Origin of the sequence: Verticiella sediminum, from assembly GCF_007558815.1 — a bacterium.
Classification (GTDB): domain Bacteria; phylum Pseudomonadota; class Gammaproteobacteria; order Burkholderiales; family Burkholderiaceae_B; genus Verticiella; species Verticiella sediminum.
In genome coordinates, this window is the sequence record NZ_VLTJ01000037.1 from 20,028 (window position 1) to 31,925 (window position 11,898).

11 protein-coding genes are annotated in these 11,898 nt (G+C 66.8%); 3 read left to right on the forward strand and 8 right to left on the reverse strand.

Features of this window, described 5'->3' with window-relative positions; genetic code table 11:
* Positions 1 to 208: 208 nt before the first annotated feature.
* The 3 genes from FOZ76_RS18725 (at position 209) to FOZ76_RS18735 (ending at position 4,063) form a co-directional block, all read left to right on the forward strand.
* A complete protein-coding gene (locus FOZ76_RS18725) occupies positions 209 to 1,180 on the forward strand; it encodes a Bug family tripartite tricarboxylate transporter substrate binding protein (protein WP_143949811.1) in 972 nt (323 codons plus the stop codon).
* Positions 1,181 to 1,276: 96 nt separating this feature from the next.
* A complete protein-coding gene (locus FOZ76_RS18730) occupies positions 1,277 to 2,842 on the forward strand; it encodes an AMP-binding protein (RefSeq protein ID WP_246129629.1) in 1,566 nt (521 codons plus the stop codon).
* Positions 2,843 to 2,899: 57 nt separating this feature from the next.
* Positions 2,900 to 4,063, forward strand: coding sequence for a CaiB/BaiF CoA transferase family protein (locus tag FOZ76_RS18735; protein WP_143949813.1), 1,164 nt, complete (start codon positions 2,900 to 2,902; stop codon positions 4,061 to 4,063).
* Between the two features lie 41 nt (positions 4,064 to 4,104).
* Here the strand turns inward: FOZ76_RS18735 and FOZ76_RS18740 are convergent, their stop codons facing one another.
* From FOZ76_RS18740 to FOZ76_RS18770, 8 genes are all read right to left on the reverse strand, one after another.
* Complete coding sequence (locus FOZ76_RS18740; protein WP_143949814.1) at positions 4,105 to 5,499, reverse strand: acyclic terpene utilization AtuA family protein; 1,395 nt, start codon at positions 5,497 to 5,499, stop codon at positions 4,105 to 4,107.
* The gene (locus FOZ76_RS18745) at positions 5,496 to 5,798 is read right to left on the reverse strand and encodes a DUF4387 domain-containing protein (protein WP_143949815.1); all 303 of its coding nucleotides are present in this window, start codon (positions 5,796 to 5,798) and stop codon (positions 5,496 to 5,498) included. Before FOZ76_RS18745 ends, FOZ76_RS18740 begins: the two co-directional genes overlap by 4 nt.
* 5 nt (positions 5,799 to 5,803) lie before the next feature.
* The gene (locus tag FOZ76_RS18750; RefSeq protein WP_170235533.1) at positions 5,804 to 6,487 is read right to left on the reverse strand and encodes a cysteine hydrolase family protein; all 684 of its coding nucleotides are present in this window, start codon (positions 6,485 to 6,487) and stop codon (positions 5,804 to 5,806) included.
* Between the two features lie 24 nt (positions 6,488 to 6,511).
* Positions 6,512 to 7,402 (reverse strand): polysaccharide deacetylase family protein, encoded by an 891-nt coding sequence (locus FOZ76_RS18755; protein WP_143949817.1) that lies wholly within the window; start codon positions 7,400 to 7,402, stop codon positions 6,512 to 6,514.
* 10 nt (positions 7,403 to 7,412) lie between these two features.
* Entirely contained in the window at positions 7,413 to 8,783 is a 1,371-nt protein-coding gene (locus FOZ76_RS18760) for an MmgE/PrpD family protein (protein ID WP_170235534.1), read from the reverse strand.
* A complete protein-coding gene (locus tag FOZ76_RS27570; RefSeq protein ID WP_170235535.1) occupies positions 8,780 to 9,685 on the reverse strand; it encodes a polysaccharide deacetylase family protein in 906 nt (301 codons plus the stop codon). The genes FOZ76_RS18760 and FOZ76_RS27570 overlap by 4 nt, the downstream gene beginning before the upstream one ends.
* 12 nt (positions 9,686 to 9,697) lie before the next feature.
* The gene (locus FOZ76_RS18765) at positions 9,698 to 10,708 is read right to left on the reverse strand and encodes a Bug family tripartite tricarboxylate transporter substrate binding protein (RefSeq protein ID WP_143949819.1); all 1,011 of its coding nucleotides are present in this window, start codon (positions 10,706 to 10,708) and stop codon (positions 9,698 to 9,700) included.
* 144 nt (positions 10,709 to 10,852) lie between these two features.
* On the reverse strand, positions 10,853 to 11,851 hold the full coding sequence (locus FOZ76_RS18770; protein WP_170235536.1) for an isopenicillin N synthase family dioxygenase: 999 nt from the start codon (positions 11,849 to 11,851) through the stop codon (positions 10,853 to 10,855).
* Between the last annotated feature and the right edge of the window lie 47 nt (positions 11,852 to 11,898).

The following is an 11,898-nucleotide window of genomic DNA, read 5'->3' on the forward strand; positions in this document are numbered from 1 at the left end:
GGGCTCGTCGCCGCGCTCTGACGGTAACGTCATCCGCCGCATCGATGTGCGGGCTACAGAACCGGACAGTTCATGGGCCTAGGCAACTCCCAACAATTTTCTTGACCGCCATTTTTGGTAGCGCTATCATCGCGCTGCTCTGTGGTCCAACGGAGCCCGGGCAATCCAAAGAAGTCACATAAAACGCCTGTTTCCCCAAAGGAGTCCCATGAAACGCCTGTTCCCCAAGCTGCTGGCAGCGTTCGCGGCAACCGCTCTGGCGGTACCACTCGCGTTCGCGCAGAGCAGTTATCCCGACCATCCGATCCGCGTGATCGTCCCGTTTCCACCCGGAGGTTCGGTGGACCCGATCATGCGTATTGTCGGGCCCAAGCTGAGCGAGCTGCTAGGGCAGCCCTTCGTGATCGACAACCGCGTGGGCGCCAACTCCGCCATCGGCGCGGCCGCGGTCGCCAAAGCCGCGCCGGACGGCTACACGCTGCTGTTCACGGCGGGCAGCACGCATGTGATCCTCCCGCTGCAAATGCCGCAGGCCGGCGACTTTCTGAAGGAGTTCGAGCCGATCGCGGGCGTCTCGCGCTCCAGCTATCTCCTGGCCGTGCACAACTCGGTGCCGGCCAAGACGCTGCCTGAATTCATCGAGTACGCGAAAGCCCATCCCGGTGAGCTGAACTACGCCAGCTCCGGCGTGGGCAATCTGAACCACCTCTCAAGCGAGCTGTTCAACCTGCGTGCCGGCACGAAGATCGTGCACGTGCCGTACAAGGGCGGTGCCCCCGCGGTGCAGGACTTTCTGGCCGGCCGCGTGCAGATGATGATCACCAACGTGCCGACGCTCCAGCCGCACGTGGATTCCGGCACGCTGCGCGCCCTGGCCTACACCGCGCCTCCGGGCGGATCACAGGTCCCTACCTTTTCGCAGTACGGGCTTCCCGAACTCGAGTCCCTCGAACCGTACCTGGTCCTGCTCGCTCCGGCGGACACGCCGGAACCCGCGATCGCCAAGCTCACGGAAGCGATGCAGAAAGTGCTCGCGATGCCTGATGTGATCAAGTCCATCGAAACCCAATTGCAGTCCCCGTACTACCTGACCCCGCAGCAGCTAGGTCAGCGGTTGCAAGCGGATCACGCCCGTGTCAAGGAAGTGACCGAGAAGGCCCATATCGTCCTCGCACCCTGAGCCGGGATGAGGCCGTCTCGCGCTATACGAATCGCCCAGAATATGTCCGACCCCACAACGACCCCACCGAAACGACCGACAGCCGAAGACACTGTCGTGCGCAACCTCATCGATCGCCATGCCCGGGAGCGCGCCGACGAAGTCTTCGCGCTGTTCGAGGACGGCATGCACTGGACCTTCTCCGAGCTGAAGGCCCAGGTGGTCGCTGCCGCCGCCTTCCTGGCTGGCCAAGGGGTGGCGCAGGACGACATCGTCGCGGTCTGGATGCCCAACGGCCCCGATGCGCTGCGCATGATGCTGGCCGTCAACTACCTGGGTGCCGTCTGCGCCCCCCTGGGGCTGGCCTCGCGCGGCGGCTTCCTCGAGCACATCCTGAACAACAGCCAGGCGCGGCTGATGGTCGTCGACCCGCGCCTGATGGGGCGGCTGGCCGAGGTCCAGGCGCGTTTCCTGCGCACGCTGGTCGTCGCCGGGACGGGCGGCGATCCGACGCCGGCACCGGATGGCTACGAGATCGTCGAGCAGGCACTGGACACCGGCGTGCCCGTCCCGTTGCCGCCGCTCGCTCAGCCGATCCAGCCCTGGGACACCCAGTTCGTCCTCTATACATCCGGCACGACCGGGCCGTCCAAGGGCGTGCTGACCTCCTACATGCAGCGGTACGCGCATGCCTTCTCGGCGCGACACATTGGCGCGACGGACCGCCGGCTGATCCATGCGCCGCTGTCGCACACGGGCGGCATCGGGAACGTCTACGGAATGCTGGCCCGTGGCGGCTCGATCGCCCTGGTCGAATCGTTCAAGACCGACCGCTTCTGGAGCGACGTGCGGCGCTTCGGCATCACGACGACCTCGCTGCTCGGCGTCACGCTGCCCTATCTGCTGCAGCAGCCGGAGAGCCCGGAGGATCGCTCGCATCCGCTGAAGACCATCCAGATCGCGCCGGTCGACGCGAGCGCCGCGGCGTTCTCCAAGCGCTTCGGCGTCGACGTGTTCGGCGTCTACAACATGACGGAGATCTCCGCGCCGTTCCACGGCGAGCCGAATCCTGAAGTACGAGGCCTATGCGGGAGGCCGCGTCCAGGGGTCGAGGCCAGGGTCGTCGACGAGAACGACCTTCCGCTCGAGGACGGACAGGTCGGCGAGCTGGTCGTCCGCTCGGCCGAGCCGTGGACGATGATGAGCGGCTATCTGCGCGAGCCGCAGGCGACCGCCGACGTCTGGCGCAATGGCTGGTTCCACACCGGCGATGCATTTCGCAGGACGGCGCAGGGCGATTTCATCTTCGCCGACCGGCTCAAGGATGCGGTCCGGCGGCGTGGCGAGAACATCTCGTCGTTCGAGGTCGAGAGCGAGATCGCACGCCATCCCCAGGTGCGCGAGGTGGCCGTGGTCGCGGCCAAGAGCGAACTGTCGGAGGACGAAGTGCTCGCCGTCGTGTCGCTGGTGGAGGGCGCCTCGGTTGAGCCCGAGGCGCTGATCGAGTTCCTGCGCACCCGCCTGCCTTACTTCATGATCCCCCGGTACATCCGTGTCATGCCGGCGCTGCCCCGGACCGCGACGCAGAAGATCGTCAAGCACCAGTTGCGCGCGGAAGGCGTGACGCCCGACACCTGGGACCGGGAAAAGGCGGGCGTCGTCGTGAAACGCGACCGCCTGTAATCGCCCATACGAATACTGGCACAATCGGCCTTGCTGCCGAACGAGGATGGAACAACGATGTCATCTCTTGGCGGCCCGCTCCAGGGCCTGAAAGTCGTCGAATTCGCAGGGCTCGGGCCGGCGCCGTTCTGCGGCATGCTGCTCTCCGATCTCGGCGCCGACGTGATCCGCATCGACCGCAAGGGTGCGCGTCCCTACCTGAACACCTCCGTGACCTCGCGCGGGCGGCGGTCGGTGGCGGTGGACCTCAAACAGCCCGGCGCGGCCGAGCTCTGCCTGCGCCTGATCGAGCAGGCCGACGTCCTGATCGAGGGGTTTCGTCCCGGCGTGATGGAGCGGCTGGGCCTGGGGCCCGACGTCGCTCTCGCCCGCAAGCCGGCGCTGATCTACGGCCGGATGACCGGATGGGGACAGGAGGGGCCGAACGCGCACAAGGCCGGCCACGACATCAACTACATCGCGCTTTCGGGCGCCCTGCACGCCATCGGAACGAAGGATGAGCCGGTGATCCCGATCAACCTGCTGGGCGATTTCGGCGGCGGCTCGCTGTACCTGGCCTTCGGCATCATGGCTGCACTGCACCATGCCCGGTCGACCGGCAAGGGGCAGGTGGTGGATTGCGCGATGGTGGACGGCGCGAGTTCGTTGATGGGCATGATCTACGGCTACTTCACCTCCGGATACTGGAAGGATCAGCGGCAGGTCAATTCGATCGACGGCGGCTCGCACTACTACAACGTCTACCAGTGCCAGGACGGCGAGTGGATTGCGCTGGGCGCCTCCGAGCCGCAGTTCTACGCCAACCTGCTGCGCAACCTGGGGCTCGAAGGCCCGGACTTCCATCCGCAGCGCGACCGTACCAAGTGGCCCGAACTGAAGAAGCGCTTTGCCGATACGATCCGCCGCAAGACGCGGGCCGAATGGCTCGCGATCATGGAAGGCAGCGACTGCTGCGTGACGCCGGTGCTGTCGCTCGCCGAAGCGCCGCACCATCCGCACAACGTCGCGCGATCGACCTTCGTGGAAATCGACGGCGTGGTGCAGCCCGGCCCGGCGCCGCGTTTCTCGGTGACGCCGGGCGCGGTGCGCAACCCGCCTGTCGCCATTGGCGCGGACAACGTCTCCGGCCTGCTCGCCTGGGGATTCGAGGCGGACGAGGTCGAGCGGCTCGCGCGCGAAGGAGTGGTTCAGGATTGCGGCGAGGTAGGGGCTGCTGGGTGAATGGGGACGTACGCACCAAGTGTCTTGCCCTTGCCCTGCAGCTAGCGCAAGTCTTCGGCCGTCACTTGCTCCATGCTGATGGGAAACAGCGATTCCACCGGCGCATCCTGCAGCACGTGATAAAGCACGAACCCATAGGCCGGCTCCGCCGCCAATTCGCTTGGCGTGAACGCGAAGGCCACATTGCCTGCCGTCGAGAGCCGGCCCGGGAATCCGTGGTGCAGCAGGTTCTGCTTGAACACGCCCGCAGCGGCGCGCACCTGCTCGGCATCGGTGCCGATGAATTCGATCACGAGCCCGACTTCCGCCGGCGGTGCGCTCGCGGCCGGCAGTGCGCGGATTGCGCCGAGGCCGTATGCATGCGGATGCAGCGACCAGTCGCCCTCCACCAGCATGCGCACCTTCTGCTCCACGGCCGCAAGCACCGCATCGAGTCCACCGATCAGCACGGGGTCCACGGTGCCAGCGAGCAGCACCATGCGGTGGCCGAGCCAGGCGGCACCTTCGACCTTGAGCGTGGGGCGCTCGCGTCGCGTGAAGCGCGCGCCGTGCACGCGCGTGCGATGGGCATCGAGCGCTTCGTAGCGGGCGGCATGCAGGTCCAGGATGCCTTCGGGTTCTTCCACCCGGAACGGGTCGGCCTGCTCATACAGGGCATGCGCGGCCACTGAGGCCGGCGTGGCATGGCATGCAGGGTTCATGCTTTCGAGCACGAAGCCGTCGGTATCGAGCGTGGCGAGCATCGCATCGCGGCCGGCCGGGCTGCAGCACAGCGAGGTACATTCGATGATCTTGGCCATGTGCAGGGCCAGGCCCGCATCGAAGCCGAGCTTCATCGGCAGCGCCGCGAAGATCGCGGTATCGCAGGCGCGCCCCGCGATCACCACGTCGGGCTGCGTGTCGAGCGCGCGCCAGAAAGTCTCCACCCCGCATTGCCCGACGATGTGGCTGCATCCCCGCACGGCCGCCGCCGTCGGCTCCGGCATGGGGCCGATCGGCGCGAGCCGGCCCTCTTCGAGGGCGGCGGCGACGAAGGCCGGATCGAGATCGCTCGCAATGGTCGCGACTTTGAATGAAAGACGTTCCTCTTGCGCGATCTCGCGCAGAAGTTCCATCGTCGCGGCCAGATGCGGAGCCGCCCCGGCGGTACCTGCGCTGCCGATCAGGAGCGGCACGTCGAGCGAGCGGGCGGCCTTGAGCACGAGCGCCAGGTCGCGTCGCGCCGTCTGCCGCGGCGCCCCCATCCGGCCCGAGCCCAGGTAGTACGGCCCCGGGTCGATCGAGCCCATGTCGCAGCCGATGAGGTGCGGCCGGCGCTCGAGGCCGCGTGCCAGCGAGTCGGCGGGAATCCCGTAGCCGAGCTGGCCCGAGGCCGAGAGCACGCGCAGCGGCTCGCCGCGCCGCCAGTTGCGCAGCAGGTTCCGGACTGCGCTCACAGCTCGATCCCCAGCAGCGGGGCATGCTGCTGGGCCCCGTAGACGTCGCCGTCGCCCGGGCTGCCTGCGCAGACCGTCCGTGCGAGCGAGAGCTTGATGGCAAGGATCTCGGGCAGCAGGTAGCGCTCGACCTGCCCGGCCGTCAGGCCGTAAAGCGCGGCCACACCCGCCGGTGAGAGACGCTCGCTCGCGCACGCCCGTTGCCACGCCGCGGCGTCGCGGAAGAATATGTCGAGCGTCAGTTGCGTCGGCCCGGCGTTCTTGCTGCGCACCACCTGCGCCAGATCGGCAAGCTTCATGGCGCTCAGGCGGCGATGGCGAGACGAAGCTCGTCGATGCATTCGGCCGTCGAGCGCACGCGCCCGAACAGGCGGCTGAAGTTGCGCATGGTGGTCTCATGTAGATCGGCGTGGGTGGTGCCGCAGGCGTCCTCCACGAGGGTGACGGCATAGCCGCGATCGGCCGCTTCGCGCGCCGTGGTTTCCACGCACATGTTGGTGGAAACGCCGGCCATGTAGAGCTGTTCGCAGCCGAGCGCGCGCAGCAGGCTGTCGATGCCGGTGGAGGCGAAGGCGCCGTTGGTGGTCTTGCGCACCACGTAGTCGTCGGCGGCCGGTTTGATTTCGTCGAGCACTTCGTGCTCGCGGCTGCCGACGTAGTTGGCACATTCGGTGAAGAGCTTGCGCATGTGTAGCGGCGCGTCGAGCGCCTGCGGCGTGGCCGCGCCTATGGTCACGTAGATCACGGGCCGGCCTGCCGCGCGGAATCCCCCGCGCAGGCGCTGCGCGTGGGGCAGGACCAGCGTTTCGATGCGATGGAAGCGGTAGTCGGCGAGCGTCGAGCCCGCCGCCTTCAGGCGGCGGCCCAGGGCGCCGTCGCGCGAGCCGGTGGCGTACTGCAGGTCGACGAGGAGCAGCGCGCTGCGCGACAGGTCTGTGTCGCGCACCAGCATGAAGTCGGTGATGTAATCGGCGGGGGGAGCATTCATGGTCATGGCGGTGTGGGCAAGGTGTCAGGTCGACGGGCAGGTCATGCGCTCAAAGGCATCGATGATCTCGGAGCCGGTTGCGCACCAGACGCCGTCGTGCGAGAGGATGTATTCGAAGGCGCTCTCCAGAGCGCCGATGCGGTGAGGCTGGCCCATGATGAAGGGATGCAGGGCGATGTTCATCACTTTGCAGCGCCGCTCGCCTTCGGCGTAGAGCGTGTCGAATTCGTCGCGGATCTTCTGTGCGAACGCGGTCGCCTCCTGGCCGCGCCGCCAGGCATTGGTGTCGTTGATCTCCATCGAGTACGGCAGCGACCACAGCGTCCCGCCGCCTCGCACCTTCAGGCGCGTGGGCTCGTCGTCGTGATACAGGTCGCACAGATAGCGCAGCCCGGCCTCGGCGACGAGGTCCGGCGTGGCGAGCGTGTTCGAGGCTGCCGGCGAAAACCACCCCTGCAGCTCGCTGCCGGCCACTCGCCGATGGATCTCCAGGCACTCGGCGATGGCGGCGCGCTCTTCGTCCTCGGGCAGGCTCCAGTGGTAACGCGTGTTGTAAAGACCGTGCGACAACAACTCCCATCGGCGACCGAGCATGGCTTCGGCGATCTCGGGATACATGTCGAGCACCGACATCGATAACGAGACGGTGCAGCGCAGCCGCAAACGATCGAACAGCTCCATGAAGCGCCAGATACCGACGCGATTCCCCCAGTCCCGGATGCCGTAGCCGAGCATGTCCGGGTGCGGCGTGCGGGGCCAGGGGTCGCGCACGCGCACGTGGCGGGGCAGATACTCGTAGTGCTCGATGTTCGGCGCAACCCACAGGGCAACCCGCGCGCCGTTGGGCCAGCGCATGGGCGGGCGGTCGGGTTCGGCCGAGTGGTCGAAGCGATCGGTGATGAAGGCGTTCTGCATGGCTCGATCCTCAATCCGTCGGCGGATGCCGCAGCAGTCGGAGCCAGTCGGCCATGGCCACTTCCCGGCCCAGCGCGAGCGTCGCGACGAGCACGCGTTCCGCGTGCGTGCGCGGCCAGGCGCGCATGCACAGGTCGGTGAACTTGAAAGTCAGCTCGCTGTCGGTGTAGGGCGACGCTTCGTCGCCGCGGTTGAAGGAGGTCTCCGCCGTGCGTGTCGCGCCATTGCGCAGGTGCAGGACGACTCTGGCCGGACGCTCCTGCGGCAAGCTGCGCGTCATGGCCGCGTCCTCGTGCAGTTGCACGCGCGTCGCGAGGGACCGTACGCGCGGGTCGCGGACCGCCTCCCAGCCGAAGCTGCGCACGCCGCTGTTGCCGTGGACTAGCCGCGTGGCCACGGCAAAGGGCACCGAGAACTTGGCCGCGAGCGTGTTGCGCGGCGCTGGGTCGGACAGCTCGGCCGCGAGGTCGTAGGTCGTCACCTCGATGCGCTCGACCTCGTCGGCGGCCGGCAGGAGCTGTTGTGCCGCCAGGAGATCGAGCGCATCGAGCACGCCGTGGTTGTAGCGGCAGCAGGCATGCAGCTTGAAGTAGTTGTGCATGACATGCCACTGCGTGCCGGGACCATGGGGATCGCCTTGCGGCAGGCTGGCCAGCAGTGCGGCCTCGTCGAAGCGCTCCGAAAGCACCGCGCCGAACAGCGAGCGCAGACCGTCGAGCTCGCTGTCGAAGCCGGCCTGCAGCAGTTGCAGGGCCAACAGGCCGTTGCGGTTGGCGAGCCCTGCGTAGACGTTGCGCACCAACCCGCCCTCCAGCATGGTCCTCTTGGAGGTCGCGGTCATGAGCGAGGAGGCGATACCGATCAGCCTGGCCATGGGCTGCGGCCCGATGCCCGCAATCCTGCCCGCGGCCACGGCCGCACCGAGGGTGCCCCAGGTGCCATGCGGATGAACGCCGTCACGCAACCGGCTGTGTGCCGCGATACGCGAACACACCTCGTAGCCGGCGAGCACCGCCACGAGAAAGGTGTCCGCATCGGCGCCGGAGGTCTCGCAGGCCGCCAGCGCGGCCGGAATCACATGCACCCCCGCATGGCCGCGCGCGAAACGATTCCCCTCGTCCAGCTCGAGGAAGGTGCCGGCGCTGCCGTTGACCATCGCTGCCGATTCGGCGTCCGCGCCCGTCCCGATGCCCAGCATCATGCAGCGCCCGGTGACCGCACGAGCGGCCGAAAGCGCACGCATTTCGGGCTCCGCGGAGCCTCCGACCATGGCAGCGACCGTGTCGGCGACGATCCAGCGCACACGCTGCTGCACCTGGGCATCGCAGTCCTGCCAGCGCAGGTTGCAGGCCAGCGCGCTGAGCGCTTCGAGTGTACTCATAGGTGCTGCTCCTTCCATTCCTGAGCGAGAGCGCCCGGCGACGTCCATCCGACGCCGGGTACTTCCCGCAACCGGCCCAGCATCTCGCGCAATGCGCGCACGCGGCTCGACATGCCGCTCACCCAAGGGTGGATCGACACGCTGAAAACCGAGTGACGCGCATGGCGTTCGCAGTCCTGCGCCATCCGCGTGAGCGCATCGCACGTGATCTGTGCATGCATGCGCGGCTCGACGAAACGCAGCCATTGGCATTGCACGTCATCCCATTCCGGGAAGAACGGAATCGATACCAGCACCGGCGATGTTCTGAGCGCATACGGCTGCTCGTCGTTCGGCAAGTCGAGGCAGTAGCGCACCCCGGCCTGCGCGAGCAGATCGAAGGTGTCCGGCGTGGTGCCCCAGTCCTGTCCGACCCAGCCCTGCGGCCAGCGCCCGGTCGCGCGCGCGATCACGTCCAGCGACTGCGCGATGTGAGCGGCCTGTTCGTCGCGCGACATCTTCGAATGCATCATGCGGGTGGCCGCGATGCCGTGTCCGAGCCACTCACAGCCCCAGTCCTCGAACAGACGCACCATCTGTGGCAGGCGTTCGACGGCCATCGCATTGGCCGCGATACAGGGGCGGATGCCGGCCTCGCGCAGCGCCTCGATGACGCGGAAGATGCCGATGCGCAGGCCGTATTCGCGTTGCGTCCAGTTGCGAAAGTCGGGATGGAAACTGCCGAACTCTCCCACCAGGCGCGGATCGCGCAGCGCGCCGTCGGGCGGCAGGAACTCCCAATGTTCGAGGAACAGCACCACGTAAGCCGAGACCCACCCGCCGTGCGACCAGCGCCTGCCGGTCCGCGCGGGCAGCGCGGAATAGGTGTAGTGGCCGTGATCCATGCCGGCTGGAATCTGCATAGCTGTCTGGGCTCAGAGTTTGATGCCGGCCTGCTTGATGACGCCGCCCCACTTGATCCGCTCAGCCACTACGAACTCCGCAAACTGCGCGGGTGGCATCGTCTCGAAGTCGAAGCTGGTGTTCGTGCTGAACTCCTTGATGTCCTTGTTGCTCTCGTAGGCCTGCGAGACCACGCTGGCCAACTTGTTGACAATGGCCGGATCCGTGCCCGCCGGAGCGAACAGACCGACCCAGCCGAGCGCCGTGAAACCGGGCAGCCCCAATTCGGCGACGGTCGGCACATCGGGCAGGAAGGGGGAGCGTTCGAGCGAGGTGACGGCCAGCGCCCGCAGCTTGCCCGCGAGCAGGTTCGGACGCACATTGCCGATGGAGTCGAACATGAAATCGAGCCGCGTCGTGATCAGGTCGGTTATGGCGGTGACCTGGTTGTTGTAGGGAATGCCTACGGCGTCGATGTCTGCGCCGATCCTGAACTGTTCGCTGGCCAGGTGTGCGGAGCTGCCGATGGCCACGATGCCGTAGCTCAACTTGCCGGGGTTGGACTTGGCTGCGCTCAGAAGGTCCTGGAAGGACTTGATCGGTGAGTCGACCGGCACGGCCAGAACGTTGGTGATCTTGACCAGCCGGGTGACCGGCGTGAAGTCGTTGGCCGGATCGTAGGGTAGCTTGCCATAGAGAAATTCGTTCATCGCATGGGTGGCGGTGGTCCCGACCGCGAGCGTGTACCCGTCGGGCGCCGACTTGGCCACCACCGAGGTACCGATGCTGCCGCCGGCGCCCGGGCGATTGTCGACGATGATCGGCTGACCGAGGATGGCGTCGATCGCGTGCGCCACCACGCGCCCGATCAGGTCGGTACCGCCGCCGGCCGCGAAGGGCATCACGAGCTTGATGGGCTTGCTCGGGTAGGCATCGGCGGATTCGGCGGCCCGTGCGAGGATGCCAGCGCCCCCCAGTGCGCTGCCGAGGCCGAGTGCGAGTACGTCGCGACGAGAAAGCGATTGGCCCAGAGGTTTCATCATGATCTACCTTTCAGAAGTGGAGTAAAGAAAAATCCGACCGCCGTCGCCTCGTCACCTCTTCACTCCGTCACCTCGACACCGTCGCTGCCCCTCGGGTAGCGCCTGGCGCGCCCAAGAGCCGGAATTCACGGTGTCCGGTTGCTCTCATTTTTGCCTGTGGAAGTAGTTGGCATTCACGAAATTGGTAAAGTATTCGCGGTAGGTGATGGGCGGATACTTGGGCGGGTTGTCCGGGCCTTGGCAGCTCGGCAGGCACTCGATGAGCTGATCGAGGTTGGGGTCGAAGAAGAGCGCGATGGAATAGCGCTCCACGGCCGAGACGTTGAGCACGCGGTGGGGCGTGGAAAGAAAGCGGTCGTTGCTCCAGCGCCTGAGCATGTCGCCGGTGTTGATCACGAACCTGCCGGGCAGCACCGGCACGTCGAACCAGGTGCCGTCGCGGCGGCGGATCTGCAGCCCGCTCACGCCGTGTTGCATCAGGAAGGTGAGAAAGCCCGAGTCGGTGTGCGCGCCGGTGCCGAATTGTTCGGGCTCGGCCTCGTTGCGGATGGGATAGTGCAGCAGCCGGTGCGCGATCTGCGGCGGGTCGAAGTAGGGTGCGAAGAAGTCCTGCGGCAGATCGAGCGAGCGGGCCACCACGGGCAGCATTTTCTGGCCGAGTGCGCGCACGGCGTTCTGGTAGGCCATCACGTCCTCGCGAAAGCCCGGCAGGTCGCGCGGCCACTGGTTCATGCCCATGAAAGGCAGGCCGGCCTTGACGGCGGGATCGTCCGGCCCGCGATCGAGTTTGCAGAAGAAGGAGGCGTTGTAGTTCGGCTTGCGCGCCTTCTCCACCTGCGAGTGCCGCTGCATGCTCGCATTGACCGGCATGTAGCCGACGTTGTTGCTGTCGAGCGGGATTTCCATTTTGCGCTCGAGCGGCAGCGAGTGAAAGCGCCGGCTCGCCGCGAACGCGCGCTCGATCAGATCCGGGTCGATGCCATGGTTCTGGATCGAGAAGAATCCGACCTCCTCGCAAACCTGCCGCCATTGTGCCGCCAGGCGCTCCAGCGCGCCGGCCTCGGCCCGCAGATAAGGCCCCACATCCAGGTTGGGAATGTCCACATCCAGCGCCTCGTCGGTCGTCTTCACCACTTCGTTCATCACACGTTCTCCTTGCAGGTGTATGCAGCCGCTCATCCTAGAAGCCG